This is a genomic window from Cupriavidus sp. FW216-B1 (assembly GCF_058789195.1).
The window spans coordinates 198,167-221,253 of the sequence record NZ_JBYTEL010000003.1 but is presented as its reverse complement, the minus strand read 5'-3'; the positions used below and the strand labels follow the sequence as shown (position 1 = coordinate 221,253).

Here is a 23,087-nt window from a genome sequence, read left to right as displayed (position 1 = left end):
GCTGATCGACCGTGTCGACGCGCGCTGAAACGCGCTGAATCGCATCGACGGCGCAGCGCCGCCCCGGCCCGAATCCCTTTCCCATCCAGGAGCCAGCATGAGCCTTCGTCCCCTGCATGACCGCGTTCTCGTCAAGCGGTCCGACAACGAAACCCGCACCGCGTCCGGCATCGTGATTCCCGACAGCGCCGCCGAGAAGCCCGACCAGGGCGAAGTGATCGCGGTCGGCCCGGGCCGCCGCAACGAGGCCGGCGAGCGCATCGCGCCCGACCTGCGCGTGGGCGACCGCGTGCTGTTCGGCAAGTACGCCGGGCAGGGCGTCAAGGTGGACGGCGAGGAACTGCTGGTGCTGCGCGAGGAAGACATCGTCGCCGTGGTCGAGCGCTGACGCGCCGCCGCACCGTAACCCGACCAACAGACAACGACACAGGAACAACAGCAATGGCAGCGAAAGACGTAGTGTTCAGCGACGTGGCGCGCGCGAAGGTGGTGGAAGGCGTCAACATCCTCGCCAACGCGGTCAAGGTCACGCTCGGCCCCAAGGGCCGCAACGTGGTGCTGGAGCGCAGCTTCGGCAGCCCCACCGTGACCAAGGACGGCGTGTCCGTGGCCAAGGAGATCGAGCTGCAGGACAAGCTGCAGAACGTCGGCGCGCAACTGGTCAAGGAAGTGGCCTCGCGCACCAGCGACAACGCCGGCGACGGCACCACCACCGCCACCGTGCTGGCCCAGGCCATCGTGCGCGAGGGCGTCAAGTACGTGGCGGCGGGCCTGAACCCGCAGGACCTGAAGCGCGGCATCGACAAGGCGGTGGCCGTGGCCATCGAGGAGCTGCGCCGCATCAGCAAGCCGACCACCACCAGCCGCGAGATCGCGCAGGTGGGCACCATCTCGGCCAACGGCGAGAGCGCCATCGGCGAGCGCATCGCCGAGGCCATCGACCGCGTCGGCAAGGAAGGCGTGATCACCGTGGAAGACGGCAAGTCGCTCGGCGACGAGCTCGAAGTGGTGGAAGGCATGCAGTTCGACCGCGGCTACCTGTCGCCGTACTTCATCAACAACCCCGACAAGCAGGTGGTGGTGCTGGAGCAGCCGTTCCTGCTGCTGGTGGACAAGAAGATCTCCAGCATCCGCGACCTGCTGCCGGTGCTGGAGCAGGTGGCCAAGTCCGGCCGCCCGCTGCTGATCATCGCCGAGGACGTCGACGGCGAGGCGCTGGCCACGCTGGTGGTCAACAACATCCGCGGCATCCTCAAGGCCGCCGCCGTCAAGGCGCCGGGCTTCGGCGACCGCCGCAAGGCGCTGCTGGAGGACATCGCCATCCTCACCCGCGGCCAGGTGGTGGCAGAGGAAGTCGGCCTGTCGCTGGAGAAGGCCACGCTGGAAGAACTGGGCCAGGCCGCGCGCGTGGAGATCGGCAAGGAAAACACCACCATCATCGACGGCGCCGGCGACGCCGCGCAGATCCAGGCGCGCGTCAAGCGCATCCGCACCCAGATCGACGAGGCCACCTCCGACTACGACCGCGAGAAGCTGCAGGAGCGCGTGGCCAAGCTGGCCGGCGGCGTGGCCGTGCTCAAGGTCGGCGGCGCCACCGAGGTCGAGGTCAAGGAAAAGAAGGCCCGCGTCGAAGACGCGCTGCACGCCACCCGCGCCGCGGTGGAAGAAGGCATCGTGGCCGGCGGCGGCGTGGCGCTGATCCGCGCGCGCCAGGCGGTCAAGGGCGTGACCGGCGCCAACCCGGACCAGCAGGCCGGCATCAAGATCGTGCTGCGCGCGCTGGAAGAGCCGCTGCGCCAGATCGTCACCAACGCCGGCGAGGAAGCCAGCGTGATCGTGGCGCGCGTGGAGGAGGGCTCGGGCAACTTCGGCTACAACGCGGCCACCGGCGAATACGGCGACCTCGTGGAAGGCGGCGTGGTCGACCCGACCAAGGTCACGCGCACCGCGCTGCAGAACGCCGCCTCGGTGGCCGGCCTGATCCTGACCACGGACGCGGCGGTGATCGAACTGCCCAAGGCCGACGCCGCCCCCGCGCTGCCGGGCGGCGCGCCGGGCGGGCTGGATTTCTGAGCCTGACGGCCGGTTGATGGCCGTGGCGGGCGACGTGGCCTGCCGGCGGAAATCAGCCTGATGTGTGTTGTCGCCTCGCTCCCGCGTGCGGGAGCGGGGCAGGGGGAGAGGGGCGGCGCCGCCACGAAGCGACAGTGACCGCCTGTGCCGCGCGCCGGCGCTGGCCCTTTCCCCCGGCCCCTCTCACACGGTGCGGGAGAGGGGAGCAAACCTTCTCCTTCGCTCGAATCCTCGCGCAAATGCCGGCCCGAACCGGCGCCGGAGGGCATCGGCAATTGGCATGTTCCGCGCCGCCCGACTACCCTTCACCCATCCCCGAAGCAACATGATTCAAGCCGGCAGCCGCCAGGATTGCTAGACTGTGGGGTTGCCGCTGCCCCGGTCCGGCCCCGATGGCCTGGATGGCGGGTCTTTCCGCCATCTTCCGGGCCAGCGCCGGGGAGATGGCTGGCGGGATGGTTGCCACCCGGCACGAATAACTTTCTTGAAGCGGATGCACTATGGGTTTTGAACAACTTGCCGCGTTGAAGCAGCAACTGGCGGCGCAGGCTAAAGAGGCCCGGCAGGGCAAAGAGGCCAGGGCGGACAAGGCGGACAAGCGGAAGGCCTCGCCCCGGCGGCCGGAGAAGAAGGAGCCGGTCGACCCGGTGGTCGAATCGATCTGGCGCCTGCAAAGGCACTTCCCGCGGGCGTTTCCCAAGAATCCCGCGCCCAAGCTGCCGCTCAAGCAGGGCATTCTCGACGATGCCGCGCTGCAGCTCGACACGCTGGGCCTGACCCGCGAGCAGTTGCAGCAGGCGATTGCCGCGTGGTGCCAGGGCAGCCGCTACTGGGCGTGCCTGGTGGAGGGCGCGGCGCGCGTCGACCTGCAGGGCAACCCGGTCGGCAGCGTGAGCGCGGACCAGGCCGCGCGGGCGCGGCGCCAGGGGGCGCGGCGCGCGCCCGGGCGCGGTGGCCGCAAGGACGGTGGCAAGGACAGCGGCAAGGATGGCGGCAAGGAAGTCGCCGCCGCCGCGGTCGCGCCGGCGCCCGCGCAGAACGACAACGCGGCGGCGGACACGCCACCGCCCGCCGACGGCGCCTGAGCGCGGCGCGGGCGTGCAGCCGCGCGGGCCTTTGCGGGCCCGCGCGGCTCATGCGCGGTCCATGCGCGGCTCACGCCTGACGCATCGCGCCCGACTCACGCCTGCCCCGGCGGCACGAACTGCGGCGCCGACACCCTGTTCTGCACGGTGATCGACTTGACGTGCGAGTACAGGTTCAGCGTCTCGCGGCAATGCTCGCGGCCGATCCCGCTTTCCTTCACGCCGCCGAAGGGCGAGCCGCTGTTGAGGTTGAAATAGTGGTTGATCCACACCGAGCCGGCTTCGAGCGCGTCGGCGGTGCGCATGGCGTTCTCGAGGCCGGCGGTGTAGATGCCGGCAGCCAGTCCGTAGCGCACGTCGTTGGCTTCGCGCAGCATCGCGTCGTGGTCGCGCCAGCGGATCACGCTGAGGACCGGCCCGAAAATCTCTTCCTGGGCGATGCGCATGTCGTTGCGCGCCTCGAATATGGTCGGCCGGACGAAGCAGCCGGCCTCGCACCCGGGCACCCGCACGCGTTCGCCGCCGGCCAGCAGCCGCGCGCCTTCGGCCTTGCCCAGGCCGATGTAGTCCAGCACCCGCGCTCCCTGCCGTTCCGAGACCAGGCAGCTTAGCCGCGTGTCCGCCGCCAGCGGGTCGCCGACCCGGATGCGCGCGGCCGCGCCGGCCAGCGCTTCGGTGAAGGGTTGGTAGATGTCGTCGTGAACGAACAGCCGCGTGCCGGCCAGGCAGGACTGCCCGTTGCAGTACATGGCGGCGAACAGCGCGTTGTCGACCACCGCGCCGATGTCCTCGATGTCGGGGAACACGATGTTCGGGCTCTTGCCGCCGAGTTCCAGCGAGACCGGCACCAGCCGCTCGGCGCCGGCATGGCCGATGACGCGCCCGACCTCGGCGCTGCCGGTGAAGGCCAGCTTGGCGACGCCGGGGTGGCGCGTCAGCGCGGCGCCGGCTTCCTCGCCGAAGCCGGGAACCACGTTGACCACGCCGGGCGGGAAGATGCGCGCGGCGATCGCGGCGAATTCCAGCGTGGAGAGCGAGGCGTTCTCGTCCGGCTTGAGCACGATGGTGTTGCCGGCGGCGAGCGCCGGCGCCACCTTGAGCGCCACCATGATGGCGGGCACGTTCCACGGAATGATCTGGCCGACCACGCCGATGGGCTCGCGCTTGGCGATCAGGTAGCCGTCGGGGATCGGCCGGCCGTGGCCTTCGTGGGTGAGGATGGCGCCGGCGAAATAGCGGTACTGGGCCACGGCGATCTGGTAGTCGACCAGCGTCTCGGCGAGGCGGCGGCCGATGTCCTGCGCGTCGATGCGCGCCAGGCGCGGTGCCTGCGCCTCGAGCGCGTCGGCCAGGCGGTTGAGCAGCGCCGAGCGCGTTTCGTAGGTGGTGGCCTTCCAGGCCGGCAGCGCGTGGCGCGCGGCCGCGACGGCGGCGTCGATCTCGGTGGCGCCGCAGCGCGCGATGTCGGCCAGGTGCGCGCCGGTGGCGGCATTGGTGGCGGCGAAGGTGGCCGTGATGGCGCCGGCCTCGGCCGCGAACGGGCGGCCGCCGATGTGGGCGTGATAGGTGTTCATGGTGTCGGAGTGCAATCTGATTTCGGTCTGAGTCCGGTCGGGACGGGGAGGGGTCAGCGGCCGATGCGCAGGACCGGCTTCAGCGTCAGGCCCTTCTCGCTGTCCGCGGCGGCCTGGTTGATCTGCTCGAACGGGTAGAACTTCACCAGCTTGTCGAACGGGAAGCGGCCCTGCAGGTAGAGCTTCACGAGGTCGGGAATGAACCGCTGCGGCACGCTGTCGCCTTCGCAGATGCCCTGGATGCGCTTGCCGGCGATCAGCAGGTCGTTGACGTCGAAGTCCGCCGCGGTGCCCAGCGGCGAGGCGCCCACCACGCCGAGCGTGCCGAGGCGGCCCAGCGCGGCCACGCCCTGGCGCAGCACTTCCGGGCGGCCGGTGGATTCCAGCGCGTAGTCGGCGCCGCCGCCGGTGGCCTGCCGCACGGCCTCGGCGAGGTCGCCCGCGCGGCTGTCGACGGTGTGGGTGGCGCCCAGCGCGCGGGCCAGCGCCAGCCGGGCGGGCACCACGTCGACGGCGACGATGGTGGCGGCGCCCGCGGCGCGCGCCGCCAGCACGGCCGAGAGCCCGACCGCGCCGGCGCCGAGCGCGGCGAAGCTGCTGCCGGGGCGCACCGCGAGCGCGTTGATGACGGCGCCGGCGCCGGTCTGGATGCCGCAGCCGAGCGGCCCCAGCAGTTCCAGCGGCGCTTCCCGCGGCACCTTGATGGCGCTGCCTTCGCGGCTCAGGGCGTAGGTGGCGAACGACGACTGGGCGAAGAAGTGGTCGTGGACGGGCTGGCCGTGCGCGTCTTCGATGGCGCAGTCGCCGTGCGGGCCGGCGCCGCCGAAGTTGCGCGCGTAGAACGCATTGCAATAGGCCGCGTGGCCGCCGCCGCAGGACGGGCAATGCCCGCAGGCGCCATAGGTCAGCACCACGTGGTCGCCGATGGCGAGGCGCTCGACCCGCGGCCCCGCGGCGGCGACCACGCCCGCGCCTTCGTGGCCGAGCACGGCCGGCAGCGGCACCGGGTAGAACTGGTCGCGCACGATCATGTCGGTGTGGCACATGCCGGTGGCGACGATGCGCACCAGCACTTCGTTGCCGCGCGGCGCGCGCAGGCGGACCGGTTCCAGCACGAAGGGGGCGCCTCGGGCGCGGGTGACGGCGGCGGTGGCTTCGTAGAAAGCGGGGGTGCTCATGATGTCTCCTGGTGGCGGCGGTGCGATACTGCGGCCATTGGCCCCGGCTCTGGCTGGCTGGCCGGCGCGGCCGCGGCGCACCGCGTGGGCAGATCATCGGCGCGGGGCGGGCCGCGGCGCTATCGATCCGGCGCCACGGCTATCGGCGCAGCGCCGTTACTGTGGCGCGGCGTCTGGCGCGGCACCCTTGCCCGAGGGTTATCCCGCGGGCATGGCGCGCGATCGAGGAGGAAGACATCGGATGGAACCCGCTACCGTACCCGGCACCGCCTTCGACGCGGCGGCCTCCGCGCCGGACTGGCATGCCGCCGAGATGCCCGAGTCGGCCAGGCTGTTCGAGTCCGGCGATCTCGGCCTGGCGCGCGACGAGATCGGGCGGGTCTACTGCCCGTACCGCTACCGCGCCGCCGGTGCCAGCCGGCATCCCGCCAGCATGCACAACCTGCCGGGCGCGCAGGTCGGGCTGTCGCGCTTTGCCTATGGCAGGGAGATCGCGATCGAGCCGGAGGTGTTCCCCGATTTCGCGCTGGTCCTGGCCACCGTCGCGGGGCACGCGGACATCGAGGCCGGCGGGTTTCGCCACAGTGGCGCGGCGGGCGTGGTGGTGGTGCCGCCCGGGGTCGCTTCGCGCTACCGGTACAGCGCGGACAACGTGCAGCTGGTCGCGCGCATCGACATCGGGCGCGTGGCCGCGGTCGGCCGGGCGCTGTCCGGCCGCGGCGGCGCGCGGTTCGCCCTGCGCCCGCAGGCGCTGGTGCGGCGCGCGCAGGTGGCGCGCTGGCTGGCGCTGCTGCAGGGGCTCAAGCAGGCGCTGCACCCGGACGCGCCGCCGCCGCTGCGGGCCATGCTGCTGCCGCGGGCGGAGGAGCTGCTGATCCTGGACCTGCTGTTCGAGCAGGACGCGCTGCGCGGCACGGAAGCATCGCCCGCGGGCGGCGTCAGCCCGGCCTGCCTGCGCCGCGCGGTCGCGTTCATCGAGGCGCACGCGGACCAGCCGCTGACCTTGCTGGCGGTGGCCGGCGCGGCGCAGTGCAGCGTGCGCACCTTGCAGCGGGTCTTCCACGACTGGCGCGGCATCGGCGTGATGCAGTTCCTGAAGGCGGTGCGATTGCAGCGCGTCAGGCGCGCCCTGCTCGACGCGGATGGCGGCGAGACCGTGACCGGGGCCGCGCTGCGCTGGGGCTTTGCGCACCTGGGACAGTTCGCCGTGGACTACCGCAAGGCGTTCGGCGAGAAGCCGTCCGAGACGCTGCGGCGGCGTGGCTGAGGCCGCCCGCCGTTATCCCGTCCGGAATGCCTATCCTCCGGGCCGCTACCAGTCGCGCACGCGCCCGGTGTCGGCATGCACGAACTGCTCGTGCGGATAGAAGCCCACGCCGCCGCCGCGCAGGGACAGCGCCGCGTCGCGCAGGTCGGCCAGCGGCACGCCGGCCAGGCGGATGTCGATGGCCTTGCCGTCCATGTGCAGGCTGTGGCTGGCCACGCCGCCGCCGCGCGTCTTGCGCAGCCGCGCGTTGGTGGCCGGGCTGCGGTAGCCGGAGATCACCTGGAACGGGCTGTCGCTGTCGAGCGTGCGGCGCAGGCGGTAGAGCAGCGTGAACAGCTGCGGGTCGATGACGCCGGCCTGCCCGCTGTAGTGGTCGCGCAGGAAGTGGTTGAGCGCGGCCAGCGACTCGGGCACGAACTGGTCGCCCACGGCGAACACCAGCGCGATGCGCTCGCCGGTGTGGGTGTGGTCGAACGACAGGCTGCGCGCGTCGGGCAAGGCCGCCAGCGAGGCGAAGGCGGGGCGCGCCGCCAGCGGCAGCGCGGCGCCGGCCAGCGCCAGTTGCGCCGAGCGCGACAGGAAGGCGCGGCGGGGAAAGGGCTTGGGCATCGGCTTGGGCATCGGGTGTTTCCTCATGGCGTCAGGGCGCGGCCTGGGCGGGCGCGCCGGTAGCGCTGCCCGCGCGCCGGCTGGCCGAATGTTGCCGCAGGGCCCGGTCCAGCAGGCCGTCGAGCCCGTAGATGTCGTTGAAGAAATATACACGCCCGTCGGCCTTGACGATGGCGGTGCCGTAGGCAAGCACCACGGGCAGCGGTTCCTGCAGCCGCAGCGTGCTCGACTGGCCCTTGTCCATCGCCTGGCGGATGCGCGCCTCGTTCCAGCCGGGCATGTCGCGCAGGACGAAGCCGGCTAGCGCCACCGGGTCTTCCACTCGGATGCAGCCGTGGCTGAAGTCGCGGCGGTCGCGCGTGAACAGTTGCGGCGCCGGCGTGTGGTGCAGGTAGATGTTGTCGTTGTTGGGGAAGATGAACTTGATGTCGCCGAGCGCGTTGAGCGGCCCGGGGCGCTGCCGTATGCGCATCTGCCCGCGCTGCACGGCGTCGAGGTTCGCCGCCGACAGCACCGCCGAGACCTTGCCGTCGCCGCCGACGAACTCCAGCCCCTGCCGCGTGAAATAGGCGGGGTCGCGGCGCAGCCGGGGCAGGGTTTCCGCGCGCGCGATGGACGGCGGGATGTTCCAGTAGGGGCTGAACTCGATGAAGCGCATGTCCTCCTTGAACAGCGGCGTGCGCGTGTCGAGCGCCTTGCCGACGATGACCTTCATCTCGGCCCTGACCCGCACGCCGCCGTCCTCCACCTCGTAGGCGCGCAGCACGAACTCCGGCACGTTGACCACGATCATGCGCGGGCCGTCCAGCAGCGGCGTCCAGCGCAGGCGCTCCAGCGTGAGCTCGATCTGGCGCACGCGGCCGGCCGGCGGCGTGTTCAGCTGCGCGAACGTCCCCGCGCCGATCACGCCGTCCGGGTCCAGCCCGTGGCGCGCCTGGAAGGCCTTGACGCCGTCCACCAGCGCGCCTTCGTAGCGCGCGGGCGGCGCCGCGCCCGCGGGCTGGCCGGCGGGCAGGTCGCCCAGCGCGGCCAGGCGCTGCGCCAGCGCCGGCGCGCCGGCGTAGGGCGCGCCCGGCGCCAGCTTGCGCGCCGGCAGCGGCGGCAGCGGCGCCTGCCAGGCAGGGCCGGCGGCCAGCGCGCGGTAGCGGGCCAGCGCGTCGCGCAGGGCGCCGTAGAGCGGGAACGAGGGCGCCGCCTGCCGCACCGCCTCGGGCAGGCGGTGCGCGGCGACGGCGGCGCGCAGGTAGGCGGCGGCGTCGAAGCGGGCGTCGGCCGCGCCGGAGAAATTCTCGTGGATCTGGCGCGGGTCGATGCGGCCGCCGTGCAGGTCGGCCAGGTAGCGCTCCATCGCCGCGGTCAGCGCCCGGTCGAGGCCGGCCGCGGCGTCCGGCGCCAGCGGCGGCCCGTCCTGCGCCTGCGCGAGGGCGCGGCGCAGCGCGGCGGCGCCGTAGTCGTCCGGCTCGAGCCCGTCGGCGGCGGCATCGGCAAGGCTGTCGACGGCCTGCTGCGCCTCGGCCACGGGGCGGCCCTGGGCGAACCACAGCCCGGCCTCGGCGGCCAGCGCGCCGGCATGCCAGGCCGCCAGCGCGGCGGCATGCCAGGCCGCCAGCGCGGCGGCCAGCAGGGCAGCGACCAGCGGCGCCTTCAGGATCGCGGCGGCGCCGGCGTGGCCGCGTGGCAGGGCAGTGCGGTGCGCTGCCCTCATTCCTTGATTTCGCTGCGGATCAGCAGCACGGGCTTGCTGCTTTCGCGCACCACGCCTTCGGCCACGCTGCCCATGACCATGCGCTTGACGCCGCGGCGGCCGTGCGTGCCCATCACGATCAGGTCGGCGCCCCAGCTATTGGCCTCGCCGACGATGGTCTCGGCGATCAGGCCGGGCGAGACCGGGTTCTCGATCAGCTTGGTGGCGTGGCGCACGCCGGCTTCCGTCATGCGCCGGGCGGCCGCGGCCAGCGTTTCCTCGCCCATCGTGCGGATGCTGTCCATCAGCCAGGACGGGTAGGTGGTGCCGGCGAAGTAGAACACGTCGGCGTCGTCGGCCACGAACAGCGCCTTGATTTCGCCGCCGGTCGCCTTGGCGAAGAGGATGGCCTGGCTCACCGCCAGGTCCGAGGAGCGGCTGCCGTCCACCGCGAGCAAGATCTTGTCGTACATGATGATGTTTCTCCTGGCTGAGCAGCCGCTGTGTTCGTCAGTATTCGCCGTGTGACAAGGGCAGCCTCCCCGCGGGGGGCGCCGTTGCCTGGAGAATAAGGGCCGGCGCCGTCCGGGTGTTGACGCACATCAAGCGCCCGCCGCGTCCGCGCCGATGCGCAGCACCGCGGCGCCGCTGAGGGTGCCCGCGCGCAGGTCGGCCAGCGCGGCGTTGGCCTGCTCCAGCGCATAGACCTTGATGGTGGTGCGCAGCGGCGTGTCCTGCGCGATCCGCATCAGGGCCTCGCCGTCCTCGCGCGTGAGGTTGGCCACCGAGACCAGGGACCGCTCCTCCCACAGCAGCCGGTATGCGAAGGCCGGGATGTCGCTCATGTGGATGCCGCCGCAGACCACCGTGCCGCCCTTGTCGACTGCCTGCAGCGCCAGCGGCACCAGCGCGCCGACCGGCGCGAAGATCAGCGCGGCGTCGAGCAGGCGCGGCGGCGGCTGGTCGCTGGGGCCGGTCCAGCAGGCGCCGGTGGCGCGCGCCAGCCGGCTGGCGGCGTCGTCGCCGGGGCGCGTGAAGGCGTAGATCTCGCGCTGCTGCGCCACCGCGATCTGCGTCACCAGGTGGGCCGCCGCGCCGAAGCCGTAGATGCCGATGCGCCGGGCCGCGCCGGCCATGCGCAGCGTGCGGTAGCCGATCAGGCCCGCGCACAGCAGCGGCGCGGCGTGCTCGTCGTCGTAGCGGTCCGGGATGCGGAAGCAATAGCGGCTGTCGGCCACCACGTACTCGGCGTAGCCGCCGTCGCGCGTGTAGCCGGTGAACTGCGGCGCGTCGCACAGGTTCTCGCGGTGCGCCGCGCAGAACGGGCAGTGCCCGCAGGTCCGGCCCAGCCAGGGCACGCCCACGCGGTCGCCCGCGGCGAAGCCGGTGACGCCCGCGCCGCAGGACTCGACCCGGCCGACGATCTCGTGGCCCGGAATCAGCGCGGGCTTGGGCTGCGCCAGCTCGCCGTCGAGGATGTGCAGGTCGGTGCGACAGACGCCGCAGGCGGTCACGGCGATCCGCACCTCGCCCGGCCCGGGCACCGGCACCGGCACGCGCGCCGCGCGCAGGACCGGGCCGTCGCCGTCGAACACCATCGCTCGCATCCACTGCTGCATCTCCGCCTCCTTGCCGGCCGCCGGCCGGATTATCCTGTTTCCATGCTAGGCCACGCCGCGCGCGGCCGCTTGCGCCGCATCAAGGTGGCGCGTGGTGGCGCGTGGTGGCGGGGCAGCCCCCGGAGCGCGCCGGCAAAGCTGCGAAATGCATGATCCACATCAACATGGCCGTCGCCGGCGCGGACAAACTGGAACCATCGGGACCAGGGCTGCCGCAGGGGCGGCTATGTTCCCCCCTTTGATGACCGCGGAGCGACCGCGGCGGGAGAGAAGACGATGTACAGCAAGATCCTGGTTGCCGTGGACGGCAGCGAATCCTCCATGCAGGCGCTGGACGAAGCGCTGCGCGTGGCCGGCGCGACCGGCGCCGAACTGGTGGTGGTGCATGTGATCGACAACAGCTATCTGCGCTACGAGGTCGGTTATGTCGACCTGACGGACCTGCGCTCCAGCCTGGTCGAGGGCGGGCAGCAACTGCTCGACGAGGCCAAGGCCCTCGCCGCGGCGGCAAAGGTCAAGTGCTCGACCATCATGATCGACGAGCCGCTCGCGATCGGCGACGTCTCCAGCGCGATCGAGCAGGCGGCGGAGCAGGCCGGCGCCGAGCTGCTGGTGGTGGGCACGCACGGCCGCCGCGGCGTCAAGCGGCTGCTGATGGGCAGCGTGGCCGAGGGCCTGGTGCGGCAGAGCCACCTGCCGGTGCTGCTGGTGCACGCGCCGAAGCCGGCGCAATAGGCAACCACTAAGCCAACCACGCAGCCAACCACGCCAAGATGGCCGGGGAGACATGATGAACGACAACGAGCAAGGCATCCAGATCGTCTATTACTCGCGCACCGGCACCGCGCGCCAGGTCGCCGAAGACCTGGCGGCGCTGACCGGCTGGCCGCTCGCGGAAGTCAGCGACGTGGCCACCCGCGCCGGGCTGGCGGGCGACCTGCGCTGCGTGATCGACAACCTGCTGCTGCGCCGCGTGGCCTATCGCTACGGCGGGCCGGCGCCGGCCGACTGCCGGCGGCTGGTGATCGTCGCGCCGGTCTGGATCGGCAAGCTGGCCGCGCCGATGCGCAGCTTCCTGCGCGAGCGCGCGCCGCTGGGCTGCGATACCTCGGTGATCTGCGTGATGTCGCGGCAGGGCGCGTTCAACGCCGCGGAGGAGATCGCCCGCCTGGGCAGGACGCCGCCGTCGCCGGTGCTGGCGCTGCGCCAGAGCGACGTGGTCAGCGGCACGGTGCAGCAGCCCTTGCGCACCTTCGCCGACCAGGTCGAGGCCGCGGGCAGGCAGGGCGGCGGCGCGCAGCGCCCCGCGTGGATCTCGCCCAAGGAAGCCTGAGCCAGCGCAGCCAGGCCCGCGCGCAGCGGGCCTGGTTCAATTTCCACCCTTCAATTTCCATCCATCTCTGGATCTGGAGGTATCGGCGTGCTGCCGGCGTGACGGGGCATGCCGGCGCCGTCGGCGTGTCAGGCCAGCGTCCCGGCGCCGATCCGCACCACGTGGCGCCATTCGTCGCTGCCGAGCGGCTCCTGCGTGCGCCGCTGTCCTTCCAGCACCTGCAGCGTGGCGTCGGACGGATCGCCGCCCTGCCGCGTCCGCGCCGCGATGCGCTCGCGCAGGACGGCCACGTCGGCATCGCAGTCGACGATGGAGAAGGGCACGCCGCGCCGCGCCGCCAGCGCGGCGAACTGCTGCCGCTGGCCGCGCGCGAGGAAGGTCGCGTCGGCGATCATGGGAAAGCCCGCGCCGCTGCCCAGGCGGCAGATCGCCAGCATGCGCCGGTAGACGCGCGCGGTGCGCCCGGGCGCGTAAAGCTCGCCGCCGGGCGGGCCGGCGCGGCGCGCGGCGCGCTTGCGCTCGGCGTCGGAGCGCACCCGCACCATCGCCCCGGCCAGCGCCAGGCGCCGGGAGACCGTGCTTTTGCCGCTGCCGGACAGCCCGTGCATGATGGTGATGGCGCCCGGGCGGCGCGTCAGCGTGGAGGCGGCCAGCCCCAGCAGGTCCTTGCACAGCAGCCGCGTCCTGGCGGTTTCCTCGGCGCTGATGGCGCCGGCCGCGCCGCGCTGCCGCGCGCGCTCGAGCAGCACGCGCGCGCGCACCACGGCGCGCATGGCGGTGTAGAACGGCAGCACGGCCAGCGCGGCGTAGTCGCCGCTGCATTCCAGGTAGGTGTTGAGCAGCCGGTAGGCCAGGTCCTGCCGGCCGTGGTGCTGCAGGTCCATGAACAGGAAGGCGATGTCGCTGGCGGTGTCGATCCAGCGCAGCCCGGCGTCGAATTCCAGGCAGTCGAACGGCGTTGGCACCTCGTCGATCAGCGCGACGTTGCCCAGATGCAGGTCGCCGTGGCATTCCCTGACGTGGCCGCTGGCCAGCCGCTTGCCGAAGGCGGCCCGCAGCGCCGCCGCCCGCTCGCGCAGCAGCGCCGCCACCCGCGCCGTCATGGCGTCTTCCGGCGCGAGCGCGGCCAGCCCGGCCAGCGCCTGTTCCATCACCGCGCCGATCTGCGCCGGGGTACCGTGGCCGCCGCCGGGGGCCGCCGCCGGGGCGGCGCGGTGGAAGGCGGAGAGCTGGCGGCCCAGCGCCTCGATCTGCGGGCCGCTCAGCTGGTCGGCCTCGGCCATCGTGGCCAGCAGGTCGCGCTGGCGGAAGCGGCGCATCTTGACGGCGTATTCCAGCGCCGGGCCGTCGCCGCCGACCGTGACCTCGCGCGGCCCGGGGCCGGCGGCGATCGGCACGACGCCGAGGTACAGCGGCGCGGCCAGCCGCCGGTTGAGCCGCAGCTCGGTTTCGCAATCGGCGCGGCGCGCCGCCAGGCTGCGGAAATCGACGAAGTCCAGGCATACCGGCTTGCGCACCTTGTAGGCGAAGGCACCGGCCAGGAAGACTTGCGAGATGTGGGTTTCGATCAGCGTGACCTTGTCCACGGGGTGGGGGTAGGCCGCGGGCCGCATCAGCGCCCGCGCGAGTCCCTCGGATTCCATGCTCGGCTCTCCCGGGTGGCGCCCGCCGGTGCCGGCGGGCCGAGTCTCCATGCTAGGCGGGTGGCCGGGCGCCGGCTTGACGGGGGTCAAGAGGGGGCGGGGGCCGCCGCCGGGCGGGATGCTAGATGCGGTCCAGCGCGTCGAGGTCCAGCAGGCTGATGCGCTTGCCGTGCACGCTGATCAGGCCGTCGCGCTGGAAGCGCGACAGGGTCCGGCTGACGGTTTCCAGCTTCATGCCGAGATAGCTGCCGATTTCCTCGCGGGTCATGCGCAGCGCGAGTTCGCGCGGCGAGTAGCCGCGCGCCTTCTGGCGCGCCGAGATATTGAGCAGGAACGCCGCCACGCGCTGCTCGGCGCACAGGCTGGCCAGCAGCAGCATGACGCCGGATTCGCGCACGATCTCGCTGCTCAGCATGCGGTGCACCTGCTGCTGGAGCGAGCGCATTTCGCGGCACAGCGCTTCGAGCAGGTGGAACGGGATCACGCAGACCGCGCTGTCCTCGAGCGCGATGGCGTCGCAGGCGTGCTGCTCGGTGCAGATGCCGTCCAGCCCGAGCGTCTCGCCGGTGAGGAAGAAGCCGCTGACCTGCTCGCAGCCGTTGGCGTGGGCCACCACGGTCTTGAACGAACCCGAGCGCAGCGCGTAGATGCTCTGGAAGGCATCGCCGGCGCGGTAGAGGGCCTCGCCGCGCCTGACCATGCGCCAGTTGTGGATCACGGTGTCGAGCCGCATGCGCTCGGCGTCGTTCAGCTTGCTGCCCAGGCAGATGGTGCGCATCGCGCAGTTGGAGCAGCTTGCCTTGTGGCTGGCGCCCGCGCACGGGGCCGGCGCCGCCGGCGCCTGCGGTTCCTGCCGCAGCAGTCGCAGGACCTGGGGGGCGTGGATGGCAGCGCTGGCTGCCGGCGGTGCTTCCTGTTGCAGGTGGTGTGACATGGTGGCCTCGTTCATCCCTTCGGCATGCCGGCTGGCGTGCCGCGATTCAACTGCGCTGTTTCCCGGTGCTGCCGTCGGTACGTCAATGCGTCGATACGTCAATTTGCGGCGCTGCCTGCTGCGCGGCGGTCTTCCTGGCGGCGAGCTGCAGCAGCGCGCCGCGCAGCGCATCCAGTTCCATCGTCTTGTCGAAGAAATACGACGCGCCGGCCTGCAGGTAGGCATCGCGCATCGGCTGGATCGAACAGTTGCTCAGGACGATGATGGTGGCCGGCCGGCGCATGCGCGCCAGGTCCTGCAGCGCGCGCATGCCGGCTTCGCGGCGCAGCGGCAGCGCCAGGATCACCACGTCGGGCAGCAGGATCAGGGCCGCCAGCATGGCCGCGCGCGGCTCCCGCGACGAGGCCACCAGCTCCACTTCCTTCATCGCGCGCAGCATCCGCGTCAGGCGCGCGCTGATCATGGGCGCATGCTCGAGCACGAGGACGGTCAGCGGTTGGGTGCAGGGCAACGAATTCATGGGTTGCAGTATCGTCGCCGGCGGGGCCGGCCGAAAGCAGCGACGGCTGAAGATGGCGTCCGGGAAAGGAAGGTCCGTGTCAGGTTTTCCTGACAAAGACGGCCGGCAAACGCGAGAAGGGTGCCCGCCGCGGGCCACGAATGCGTATCATGCAGATCGGCTACCTTTCGTCTCCGCCGGCCGACCTGCCGGCGGAGCACGCTTCGCCCCAAAGACGGCTACCGATATGGCTCCCGAACCAACCGACCTACCGCAACCCGGCGCGCAGGACCTGGCGCGCACCCAGGCCAGCGAGGCCCGTCTCGCCGGCATCATCCGCTCCTCGATGGAGGCCATCATCACGGTGGACGAGGCGCAGCAGGTGGTGCTGTTCAACCCGATGGCCGAGCGGCTGTTCGGCTACACCGCGGCGCAGGCGCTCGGCAGGCCGCTCGGGGACTTCATCCCGGCCCGCTTCCGTGAGGCGCATGGAGCACATGTGCGCCGCTTCGGCGTGACCGGCGTGAGCGAGCGGCAGATGGGCCTGCAGCGCGTGCTGCACGCGCTGCGCCGGGACGGCACCGAATTCCCGATCGAGGCGTCGATCTCGCAGACCCAGGACGGCCACGGCAAGCTGTTTACCGTGATCCTGCGCGACACCACCGAGCGCGTGCGGGCCGAAGCCGCCATGCGCCAGTCGCGCGAGGAGCTCCAGCAGCTTTCCGACCGGGTCCAGGCCTCGCGCGAGGAGGAGCGCCGCCGCATCGCGCGCGAGCTGCACGACGACCTCGGCCAGCGCCTGAGCGCGCTCAAGATGGACCTGGCGATCCTGGCCGGCGACCTGCGCGAGGCCGGCGCCGCGCAAGGCCTGCTGGACCAGGCCGCGGCCATGAACCTGGTGATCGACGAGACCGTGGCCTCGGTGCGGCGCATCGCCGCCGACCTGCGCCCGGCGCTGCTCGACGAGCTCGGTCTGATGCCGGCCATCGAATGGCTGGCCAAGGAGTTCTCCGCGCGCTACGGCATCGCCGTGGCGGTGCACGCGGCCGAGGAGGAGGACGTGGGCGAGCGCGCCGCCACGGCGGTGTTCCGCATCGTGCAGGAGGCGCTCAGCAACGTGGTCCAGCACGCCGAGGCCAGCCGGGTGGACATCGGGCTGGTGCGCCACCCGGCGCATTACGAGCTGACGGTGCGCGACAACGGCCGCGGCAGCGCGGCCGGCGCCGGCCGGCCGGCGCGCGGCCGGCGCATCTCGCTGGGGCTGGTCGGCATCCGCGAGCGCGCGCGCCTGCTGGCCGGCACGGTCTCGACCACGCAGGCCGACGGCGCCGGGTTCTGCCTGACGGTCTGCTTCCCGCTGCCCGGCGCCGAAGCGGACGCCGACAAGACCAGCCCGGAGGCCCTGTCATGATTTCCGTGATGATCGCCGACGACCACGCCGTGGTGCGGGACGGCCTGCGCCACATCCTCGGCAGGTCGGGCGGCTTCGAAGTGGTGGGCGAGGCGGTCGACGGCACCCAGGTGCTGCAGATGGCGCGCGAGTGCCAGCCGCGCGTGATCCTGCTGGACCTGTCCATGCCCGGGCGCAGCGGCCTGGAGCTGATCAAGCAGTTGCGCGCCGAGCAGCCGGCGCTGCGCATCCTGGTGCTGACCATGCACGCCGAGGAGCAGTACGTGGTGCGCGCGTTCCGCGCCGGCGCGGCCGGCTACCTGACCAAGGAGAGCGCGGCGACCGAGCTGGTCAGCGCCATCGGCAAGGTGGCCGGCGGCGGCACCTACGTGAGCCCGGCGATGGCGGAGAAGCTCGCCAACAGCCTGCAGGACGAGCACCGCGACGAGCCGCACCTGCGCCTGTCGGACCGCGAGATGGAGGTCTACCGGCGGCTCGTGCTCGGCGAGCCGCTGACCGAGATCGCCGCCGGCCTGTGCGTCAGCGCCAAGACCGTGAGCACCTACAAGATGCGGCTGATGGAGAAGATGCAGCTGCCCAGCGAGGCCGCGCTGGTGCGCTATGCGATCCGCCACCGGCTGTTCGGCGAAGGCGAGCTCTGAGGCGCCGCGTCCGCGCCGCCGCGGCGTGGCGCCGGCCTTGATCTGGAACAAGGCCGTTTTGCCCCCCTGTGCCACCATGAAACGCAGGCCCGGCCCGGGCCGTTCACCTCATGGAGGCAAGCGATGAGCAATCTCAGGATCTACGACCCGCTGTCGATCGAACCGGTCGGCGACTTGTTCCAGGGCATGCTGCGGGCGTTCCGCAGCGGCCCCGAAGCCGGCGGCTTCGCGTTCAAGGTCGACGTGACGGAGTCCGACAAGGCCTACAACCTCGTGGCCGAGATTCCCGGCGCGAAGAAGGAAGACATCAACGTGTCGGTCGACCGCGGCACGGTGATGATCTCGGCCAAGGTCGAGCGCTCGTCCGAGCAGAAGGACGGCGAGCGCGTGATCCGCCGCGAGCGCTACAGCGGCGCGATGCAGCGCGCGTTCACGCTCGACAGCACCATCGACGAAAGCAAGGTCGACGCCAGCTACGAGGATGGCGTGCTGCGCGTGGTGCTGCCCAAGAAAGAAGCGTCGCCGCAGCAGCGCGTGACGATTCGCTGACGGTCCGCCGGCAACCGGCGCGGCCCGCAGCTGTGCCGCCGCCGGACCGGCCTGGCGCGCATCGCCGGCCGCGGCGATGCGCCCACCCCATATATACCCCCACAGGCGGAACGCAGCGATGCAACTGCAATTTCTCGGCGCCACCGACACGGTGACGGGCTCCAGGTATGTGCTCGATACCGGCCACAGCCGCGTGATGGTGGACTGCGGGCTGTTCCAGGGCTACAAGGCACTGCGCCTGCGCAACTGGGAACCGCTGCCGGTCGACCCCGCCCGGCTCGACGCGGTGGTGCTGACGCACGCGCACATCGACCACAGCGGCTACCTGCCGCTGCTGGTGCGCAACGGTTTCCGCGGGCGGGTCTTCTGCACGATGGGCACCGCCCAGCTCTGCAACATCCTGCTGCCCGATTCCGCCCACCTGGCCGAGGAGGACGCGCGCTTCGCCAACCGCGAGGGCTTCTCGCGCCACCACCCGGCGCTGCCGCTCTACGACGGCGCCGACGCCGTGCGCGCGCTGCGGCGGCTGGAGCCGTCCCACTACGACACGCGCGTGGCGGTGGCGCCCGGTGTGGAGGCGGAGTTCCACCGCGCCGGGCATATCATCGGCTCGGCCATCGTGACGCTGCATGCGGGCGGGCGGCGCATCGTGTTCTCGGGCGACCTGGGGCGGCAGCAGGACATCGTCATGCGCGCGCCGGAAGCCGTGCGCGCGGCGGACTACCTGCTGGTGGAGTCCACCTACGGCAACCGCGTCCACCCGGACGAAGACCCGCTCGACACGCTCGGCGAAGTCGTCAGCCGCACCATCGGCCGCGGCGGCAGCGTGGTGATCCCGGCCTTCGCGGTGGGGCGCAGCCAGGCGCTGCTGTACTGCCTGTACCGCCTGCGCCAGCAGAACCGCATCCCGGCGGTGCCGGTCTACCTCGACAGCCCGATGGCCATCGACGCCACCGAGGTGTTCGCGCTGCACCCGGACGAGCTGCGCATCGAGCGCGCCGACTGCACCGCGGCCTGCAACATGGCCATCCTGGTGCAGAGCGTGCAGCAGTCGGCGTGGCTCCAGCGCGACCGCGCGCCCAAGATCATCCTCGCCGGCAGCGGCATGGCCACCGGCGGGCGCGTCGTGCATCACCTGCAGACCTACGGCCAGGACGCGCGCAACACCATCCTGCTGTCGGGCTTCCAGGCCGCCGGCACGCGCGGCGCGGCGCTGGCCGCGGGCGCGCGCGAGCTGCGCATCCACGGCAAGCCGGTGCCGGTGCGGGCCGCGGTCGCGCAGATCGAGACCCTGTCCGCGCACGCGGACGCCAACGAGCTGATGACGTGGCTGGGCGGCTTCGGCCAGGCGCCGCGGCAGACCTTCGTGGTGCATGGCGAGCCGGCGGCCAGCGACGCGCTGCGCCAGCGCATCGAGCGCGAGCTGCAGTGGCCGGTGTCGATGCCGGAATACCTGCGGTCGTATGCGCTGGACTGAATCGCTGGACTGATCCGCTCGACTGACCTGCTCGCTTGACTCGCCGGACTGAACGCAAAACGCCGCGCGGCGCCGGCCGGGCATTGCCCGGGCCGGCGCCGCGCGGCGTTCCGGTCTCCAGCCTTCCAGGCTGCCGCTAGTCCTCCAGCACGTAGCTGCCCGGCGCATCGGCGAGCGCGCCGGGCGCGGGGTCGCGCGCCGCCACGCGGCCGGTGGAGTGCGACGCCAGCCACGCCTGCCAGCACGGCCACCACGAGCCGTCGTGGTGGGTGGCGTTGGCGAGGAAATGCTCGGGGCTGGCGTAGGGCGCCAGCGCGTCGCGCGTGGACACGCGGAAGCGCCGGCGCGGATGGCCCGGCTCGGACACGATGCCGGCGTTGTGCCCGCCCGAGGTCAGCAGGAAGGTCAGCGTGGTCGACGTCAGCAGGTGCAGCTTGTAGACCGAGCGCCACGGCGAGACGTGGTCGTGCTCGGTGCCCACCGCGAAGATCGGCATGCCCAGGTCGGCCAGCGCCACCGGGCGGCCATCCACGCAGTAGCGGCCCTCGGCCAGGTCGTTGGTGAGGAACAGCTTGTGCAGGCATTCCGAATGCATGCGGTAGGGCAGGCGCGTGAGGTCGCGGTTCCACGACACCAGGTCGTTCGGGCGCAGCCGCTTGCCGAGCAGGTACTCGCTCATCATGCGCGACCAGATCAGGTCGCGCGACTGCAGCATCTGGAACGCGGCGGCCATCTGCGGACCGTCGAGGTAGCCTTGCCGGCGCATGGTGGCGTCGAGCGTCGCCAGCGCGCTGCTGTCGATGAACAGGCCGAGCTCGCCCGGCTCGGTGAAGTCGGTCTCGCTGGCGAACAGGGTCAGGCTCTGCAGCGGCGTGCCGTCGCCGTCGCCATCGCCGTCGTTGTCGCGGCTGAGCGCCGCGGCGCAGATCGACAGCAGCGTGCCGCCCAGGCAATAGCCGGCGGCGTGGACGTGGGTATCGGGGCAGCGTTCCTGCACCACGCGCAGGGCGGCCTGTATGCCCAGCCGCAGGTAGTCGTCGAGGCTGGTGTCGCGCGCCTCGGCGCCCGGGTTCTTCCACGAGATCATGAAGACCGTGTGGCCCTGCTCGACCAGGTAGCGCACCATCGAGTCGTGCGGCTGCAGGTCCAGGATGTAGTACTTCATGATCCACGACGGCACGATCAGCACCGGCTCGCGCCATACCTCGTCGCCGGCCGGCGCGTACTGGATCAGCTCGATCAGCGCATTGCGGAACACCACCTTGCCCGGCGTGATGGCCACGTCCTCGCCCACCTTGAAGGCGGGCGGGCGGCGCAGCGCGGGCTCGTGGGTGAGGTCGGCCACCACGTCCTGCAGGTCTTCGAGCCAGTTGCGCGCGCCGTTGGCGAAATTGCCGCCGGCGCTGGCGGCGGTGGCCTGCAGCACCACCGGGTTGAGCCACCAGGCGTTGCCGGGCGAGCAGGTGTCGAGCACCTGCCGGGCGCAGAACGACACCAGCCGCTCATGGTGGTGCGACACGCCGCTCTGGCCGTGCGTCAGCGACTCCCACAACGCCTCGTTGTTGCAGAAGGCATCGCGCCAGAAGCGGTAGGGCCATTGCGACCAGGCCGGATCGGCGAAACGCTGGTCGGGCGTCGCCGGCGGCGCCGGTTCGGTGCCGGGCAGCACGCAGCCGCCGGCGGCGACGGCGCCGGCCAGCCACTGGCCCACCGCGGCGCTGACCTTGCCGGGCGAGGTCGCCGTGTGCAGGGCCCAGTCCATGCCGGCCAGCCAGAACGAGGCCAGCGACAGGCCTTGCGTGGCCCCGGCCAGCATGGAGCGGACCTGTTCGTCGAGCAGTTCGTGCGGGCCGGCCGGGACCGGCTCGCAGCCGCATCCGGCCTCGGCGGCCGCGAGTTCCTTGTTTGTGGTCGGTGCGTTCATTGCATGTGCTGCCCACCGTTGATGGCGATGTTGGCGCCGGTGATGAAGGCCGCATCGTCCGAGCACAGGAACGCGATCAGCGCGCCCACTTCGTCGGGCCGGCCCAGCCGGCCCAGCGGGATCTGCGGCAGGATGCGGGTCTGGAGGATGTCGGCGGGAATGTCGGTGACCATGTGCGTGGCCAGGTAGCCGGGCGAGACCGTGTTGACGGTGACGCCCTTGGTGGCCAGCTCCAGCGCCAGCGACTTGCTGAAGCCGTGGATGCCGGCCTTGGCGGTCGCGTAGTTGGTCTGGCCGAAGGCGCCCTTGGAGCCGTTGACCGAGGCGATGTTGACGATGCGCCCCCAGCCCCGGCCGACCATGCCTTCGCACAGCGGCTTGGTCATGTTGAAGATCGAGTCGAGGTCGGTCCTGAGCACGGCGTCCCAGTCGGCCTTGCCCATGCGCCGGAAGGTCATGTCGCGCGTGATGCCGGCGTTGTTGACGAGGATGTCGACCTGGCCGAGCTGCGCCAGCACTTCGGCGGCGCAGCGCTGGCAGGCATCGAAATCGGCCACGTCGACGGCGAACGCGCTGAACTCGCGCCCGGCCTCGCGCTGGTGCCCGAGCCAGGCCTGCACGTGGTCGTTGCCCAGGGAGTGGGTGACGGCGACCCGGTGGCCGGCGTCGTGCAGGCGGATCGCGATCGCTTCGCCGAGGCCGCCCATGCCGCCGGTGACGAGCGCGGTGCGGTTAGCCGGCATGAACGACGCTCCTCGACTTGCCGCCGGCCGTGGCGGTGGTGGCGGTGGCGGCGGCGGGTTCCGTGGCGGTCGGCATCCACGAGGTGGGCTGGCTCAGTTTCTCGAACAGGTCCTTCACCGGCGCGGCCAGCGCGGCGGGGTTGGCGGCGTGCTGCCACAGCGAGGTCTGGCAGCGCTGCCAGGACTCGCCGGTTTCCCGCAACTGCTCGAGCACGGCGTTCTGGTCGTGGATGGCGAGCCGCATCCACGCCTGCATCAGCGTGGCGTAGTGCTCGGCCTGGCTGCGGAACAGGGCGGCCGGCAGCGCGGCCAGCGCGCCGAAATCGCCCGCGTGGACGAGCTGCTCGCCGATTTCCCGCGAAGTCTTGATGTCCTTGCGCACCGCCTCGAGCTGGGCCTCGAGCAGGCGTGCGCGGCTTTCCTGCAGCAGCGTCAGCGTCCGCAGGCCCGTTTCGCAGGGGAAGGTCAGGAGGTCGGTCGGGATGCTGGTCGGTTCTGCCATGATGAATCTCCTTGGTTTGCGCGCGCCGCGGGGGCCGCGGCAATGCCTGGCGGGAAGCGGGGGCAGGGACCGGACGGGCCGTGGTGGAGCGCGGCGAGGTGTCCGGGGCTTGTCTCCGTCGGAAGCGGCGGGCGCAACGCCCGCCATCGATGCCGGGCGGGCGCTGGCCCGTCAGTTGATTCTAGGAGAGCGCCGAGCGCGCTGGTTGACACGCATCAAGCTTCGGCGCGGGCGCGCGCCGAAGCGGCGCCCGACGGCGTCCGGCGGCACCCCGCGGCGGCCACATAGGTTGAGGTGCATCAGGCAAAATGTGCGCGCACGGCCCACACTGACTGCCATTGC

The 23,087-nt window shown here is 72.0% G+C and carries 22 protein-coding genes; 10 read left to right on the top strand and 12 right to left on the bottom strand.

Features of this window, described 5'->3' with window-relative positions:
* Positions 1 to 97: 97 nt before the first annotated feature.
* The 3 genes from groES (at position 98) to AC3WXD_RS10745 (ending at position 3,158) form a co-directional block, all read left to right on the top strand.
* Complete coding sequence (gene groES / locus AC3WXD_RS10755; RefSeq protein WP_059413169.1) at positions 98 to 388, top strand: co-chaperone GroES; 291 nt, start codon at positions 98 to 100, stop codon at positions 386 to 388.
* 53 nt (positions 389 to 441) lie between these two features.
* The gene (gene groL / locus AC3WXD_RS10750) at positions 442 to 2,073 is read left to right on the top strand and encodes a chaperonin GroEL (protein ID WP_059413168.1); all 1,632 of its coding nucleotides are present in this window, start codon (positions 442 to 444) and stop codon (positions 2,071 to 2,073) included.
* Between the two features lie 500 nt (positions 2,074 to 2,573).
* On the top strand, positions 2,574 to 3,158 hold the full coding sequence (locus AC3WXD_RS10745) for a ProQ/FinO family protein (RefSeq protein WP_492323665.1): 585 nt from the start codon (positions 2,574 to 2,576) through the stop codon (positions 3,156 to 3,158).
* A 95-nt stretch (positions 3,159 to 3,253) separates the two neighbouring features.
* On the opposite strand, the gene AC3WXD_RS10740 is transcribed toward AC3WXD_RS10745, so the two are convergent.
* Positions 3,254 to 4,747, bottom strand: a complete 1,494-nt coding sequence (locus AC3WXD_RS10740) for an aldehyde dehydrogenase family protein (protein WP_492323664.1) — start codon at positions 4,745 to 4,747, stop codon at positions 3,254 to 3,256.
* 38 nt (positions 4,748 to 4,785) lie between these two features.
* Positions 4,786 to 5,910, bottom strand: a complete 1,125-nt coding sequence (locus AC3WXD_RS10735) for an NAD(P)-dependent alcohol dehydrogenase (protein ID WP_492323663.1) — start codon at positions 5,908 to 5,910, stop codon at positions 4,786 to 4,788.
* A 241-nt stretch (positions 5,911 to 6,151) separates the two neighbouring features.
* Between AC3WXD_RS10735 and AC3WXD_RS10730 the strand changes: the two genes are divergently transcribed.
* The gene (locus AC3WXD_RS10730; RefSeq protein ID WP_492323662.1) at positions 6,152 to 7,177 is read left to right on the top strand and encodes a helix-turn-helix domain-containing protein; all 1,026 of its coding nucleotides are present in this window, start codon (positions 6,152 to 6,154) and stop codon (positions 7,175 to 7,177) included.
* Positions 7,178 to 7,222: 45 nt separating this feature from the next.
* Here the strand turns inward: AC3WXD_RS10730 and mepK are convergent, their stop codons facing one another.
* The 4 genes from mepK to AC3WXD_RS10710 all read right to left on the bottom strand — a co-directional run bounded on the left by mepK (position 7,223) and on the right by AC3WXD_RS10710 (position 11,089).
* On the bottom strand, positions 7,223 to 7,798 hold the full coding sequence (gene mepK, locus AC3WXD_RS10725; protein WP_231586549.1) for a peptidoglycan L,D-endopeptidase MepK: 576 nt from the start codon (positions 7,796 to 7,798) through the stop codon (positions 7,223 to 7,225).
* Between the two features lie 19 nt (positions 7,799 to 7,817).
* Entirely contained in the window at positions 7,818 to 9,491 is a 1,674-nt protein-coding gene (locus tag AC3WXD_RS10720) for a L,D-transpeptidase family protein (RefSeq protein ID WP_492323661.1), read from the bottom strand.
* Positions 9,488 to 9,943 (bottom strand): universal stress protein, encoded by a 456-nt coding sequence (locus AC3WXD_RS10715; RefSeq protein ID WP_059413163.1) that lies wholly within the window; start codon positions 9,941 to 9,943, stop codon positions 9,488 to 9,490. The genes AC3WXD_RS10720 and AC3WXD_RS10715 overlap by 4 nt, the downstream gene beginning before the upstream one ends.
* A 129-nt stretch (positions 9,944 to 10,072) precedes the next feature.
* Complete coding sequence (locus AC3WXD_RS10710; RefSeq protein ID WP_492323660.1) at positions 10,073 to 11,089, bottom strand: zinc-dependent alcohol dehydrogenase family protein; 1,017 nt, start codon at positions 11,087 to 11,089, stop codon at positions 10,073 to 10,075.
* A 276-nt stretch (positions 11,090 to 11,365) separates the two neighbouring features.
* Between AC3WXD_RS10710 and AC3WXD_RS10705 the strand changes: the two genes are divergently transcribed.
* Complete coding sequence (locus AC3WXD_RS10705) at positions 11,366 to 11,824, top strand: universal stress protein (protein ID WP_059413162.1); 459 nt, start codon at positions 11,366 to 11,368, stop codon at positions 11,822 to 11,824.
* Between the two features lie 52 nt (positions 11,825 to 11,876).
* Entirely contained in the window at positions 11,877 to 12,422 is a 546-nt protein-coding gene (locus AC3WXD_RS10700; RefSeq protein ID WP_082079663.1) for a flavodoxin family protein, read from the top strand.
* A gap of 128 nt (positions 12,423 to 12,550) precedes the next feature.
* Here the strand turns inward: AC3WXD_RS10700 and AC3WXD_RS10695 are convergent, their stop codons facing one another.
* The 3 genes from AC3WXD_RS10695 to AC3WXD_RS10685 all read right to left on the bottom strand — a co-directional run bounded on the left by AC3WXD_RS10695 (position 12,551) and on the right by AC3WXD_RS10685 (position 15,519).
* Positions 12,551 to 14,065: a bifunctional aminoglycoside phosphotransferase/ATP-binding protein gene (locus AC3WXD_RS10695; protein ID WP_492323659.1), complete on the bottom strand. Its 1,515-nt coding sequence runs from the start codon at positions 14,063 to 14,065 to the stop codon at positions 12,551 to 12,553.
* 121 nt (positions 14,066 to 14,186) lie between these two features.
* On the bottom strand, positions 14,187 to 14,999 hold the full coding sequence (gene fnr, locus AC3WXD_RS10690) for a fumarate/nitrate reduction transcriptional regulator Fnr (protein WP_231586548.1): 813 nt from the start codon (positions 14,997 to 14,999) through the stop codon (positions 14,187 to 14,189).
* Positions 15,000 to 15,081: 82 nt separating this feature from the next.
* Positions 15,082 to 15,519: a response regulator gene (locus AC3WXD_RS10685; RefSeq protein ID WP_059413160.1), complete on the bottom strand. Its 438-nt coding sequence runs from the start codon at positions 15,517 to 15,519 to the stop codon at positions 15,082 to 15,084.
* A 226-nt stretch (positions 15,520 to 15,745) separates the two neighbouring features.
* On the opposite strand from AC3WXD_RS10685, the gene AC3WXD_RS10680 reads away from it, so the two are divergent.
* The 4 genes from AC3WXD_RS10680 (at position 15,746) to AC3WXD_RS10665 (ending at position 19,576) form a co-directional block, all read left to right on the top strand.
* Positions 15,746 to 16,909 (top strand): PAS domain-containing sensor histidine kinase, encoded by a 1,164-nt coding sequence (locus tag AC3WXD_RS10680; RefSeq protein ID WP_059413159.1) that lies wholly within the window; start codon positions 15,746 to 15,748, stop codon positions 16,907 to 16,909.
* Entirely contained in the window at positions 16,906 to 17,550 is a 645-nt protein-coding gene (locus AC3WXD_RS10675; RefSeq protein WP_454731363.1) for a response regulator, read from the top strand. The genes AC3WXD_RS10680 and AC3WXD_RS10675 overlap by 4 nt, the downstream gene beginning before the upstream one ends.
* Positions 17,551 to 17,673: 123 nt before the next feature.
* Positions 17,674 to 18,099, top strand: a complete 426-nt coding sequence (locus tag AC3WXD_RS10670; RefSeq protein ID WP_492323658.1) for an Hsp20/alpha crystallin family protein — start codon at positions 17,674 to 17,676, stop codon at positions 18,097 to 18,099.
* A 118-nt stretch (positions 18,100 to 18,217) separates the two neighbouring features.
* Entirely contained in the window at positions 18,218 to 19,576 is a 1,359-nt protein-coding gene (locus AC3WXD_RS10665) for an MBL fold metallo-hydrolase RNA specificity domain-containing protein (RefSeq protein ID WP_059413156.1), read from the top strand.
* Between the two features lie 136 nt (positions 19,577 to 19,712).
* On the opposite strand, the gene AC3WXD_RS10660 is transcribed toward AC3WXD_RS10665, so the two are convergent.
* From AC3WXD_RS10660 to AC3WXD_RS10650, 3 genes are read right to left on the bottom strand one after another with little or no spacing between them, the layout of a single operon-like run.
* The gene (locus AC3WXD_RS10660; RefSeq protein WP_059413155.1) at positions 19,713 to 21,500 is read right to left on the bottom strand and encodes a PHA/PHB synthase family protein; all 1,788 of its coding nucleotides are present in this window, start codon (positions 21,498 to 21,500) and stop codon (positions 19,713 to 19,715) included.
* Positions 21,497 to 22,243 carry an acetoacetyl-CoA reductase gene (phbB, locus tag AC3WXD_RS10655; RefSeq protein ID WP_492323657.1) on the bottom strand — a complete coding sequence of 249 codons (747 nt, stop codon included), beginning with the start codon at positions 22,241 to 22,243 and terminating at the stop codon, positions 21,497 to 21,499. The genes AC3WXD_RS10660 and phbB overlap by 4 nt, the downstream gene beginning before the upstream one ends.
* Positions 22,233 to 22,745 carry a phasin family protein gene (locus AC3WXD_RS10650; protein WP_492323656.1) on the bottom strand — a complete coding sequence of 171 codons (513 nt, stop codon included), beginning with the start codon at positions 22,743 to 22,745 and terminating at the stop codon, positions 22,233 to 22,235. The genes phbB and AC3WXD_RS10650 overlap by 11 nt, the downstream gene beginning before the upstream one ends.
* Positions 22,746 to 23,087 lie beyond the last annotated feature (342 nt).

Coding starts and splice junctions, on each gene's coding strand:
- groES (WP_059413169.1), top strand. CDS start 98: ATGAGCCTTCGTCCCCTGCATGACCGCGTTCTCGTCAAGCGGTCCGAC.
- groL (WP_059413168.1), top strand. CDS start 442: ATGGCAGCGAAAGACGTAGTGTTCAGCGACGTGGCGCGCGCGAAGGTG.
- AC3WXD_RS10745 (WP_492323665.1), top strand. CDS start 2,574: ATGGGTTTTGAACAACTTGCCGCGTTGAAGCAGCAACTGGCGGCGCAG.
- AC3WXD_RS10735 (WP_492323663.1), bottom strand. CDS start 5,910: ATGAGCACCCCCGCTTTCTACGAAGCCACCGCCGCCGTCACCCGCGCC.
- AC3WXD_RS10730 (WP_492323662.1), top strand. CDS start 6,152: ATGGAACCCGCTACCGTACCCGGCACCGCCTTCGACGCGGCGGCCTCC.
- mepK (WP_231586549.1), bottom strand. CDS start 7,798: ATGCCCAAGCCGATGCCCAAGCCCTTTCCCCGCCGCGCCTTCCTGTCG.
- AC3WXD_RS10720 (WP_492323661.1), bottom strand. CDS start 9,491: ATGAGGGCAGCGCACCGCACTGCCCTGCCACGCGGCCACGCCGGCGCC.
- AC3WXD_RS10715 (WP_059413163.1), bottom strand. CDS start 9,943: ATGTACGACAAGATCTTGCTCGCGGTGGACGGCAGCCGCTCCTCGGAC.
- AC3WXD_RS10710 (WP_492323660.1), bottom strand. CDS start 11,089: ATGCAGCAGTGGATGCGAGCGATGGTGTTCGACGGCGACGGCCCGGTC.
- AC3WXD_RS10705 (WP_059413162.1), top strand. CDS start 11,366: ATGTACAGCAAGATCCTGGTTGCCGTGGACGGCAGCGAATCCTCCATG.
- AC3WXD_RS10700 (WP_082079663.1), top strand. CDS start 11,877: ATGATGAACGACAACGAGCAAGGCATCCAGATCGTCTATTACTCGCGC.
- AC3WXD_RS10695 (WP_492323659.1), bottom strand. CDS start 14,065: ATGGAATCCGAGGGACTCGCGCGGGCGCTGATGCGGCCCGCGGCCTAC.
- fnr (WP_231586548.1), bottom strand. CDS start 14,999: ATGTCACACCACCTGCAACAGGAAGCACCGCCGGCAGCCAGCGCTGCC.
- AC3WXD_RS10685 (WP_059413160.1), bottom strand. CDS start 15,519: ATGAATTCGTTGCCCTGCACCCAACCGCTGACCGTCCTCGTGCTCGAG.
- AC3WXD_RS10680 (WP_059413159.1), top strand. CDS start 15,746: ATGGCTCCCGAACCAACCGACCTACCGCAACCCGGCGCGCAGGACCTG.
- AC3WXD_RS10675 (WP_454731363.1), top strand. CDS start 16,906: ATGATTTCCGTGATGATCGCCGACGACCACGCCGTGGTGCGGGACGGC.
- AC3WXD_RS10670 (WP_492323658.1), top strand. CDS start 17,674: ATGAGCAATCTCAGGATCTACGACCCGCTGTCGATCGAACCGGTCGGC.
- AC3WXD_RS10665 (WP_059413156.1), top strand. CDS start 18,218: ATGCAACTGCAATTTCTCGGCGCCACCGACACGGTGACGGGCTCCAGG.
- AC3WXD_RS10660 (WP_059413155.1), bottom strand. CDS start 21,500: ATGAACGCACCGACCACAAACAAGGAACTCGCGGCCGCCGAGGCCGGA.
- phbB (WP_492323657.1), bottom strand. CDS start 22,243: ATGCCGGCTAACCGCACCGCGCTCGTCACCGGCGGCATGGGCGGCCTC.
- AC3WXD_RS10650 (WP_492323656.1), bottom strand. CDS start 22,745: ATGGCAGAACCGACCAGCATCCCGACCGACCTCCTGACCTTCCCCTGC.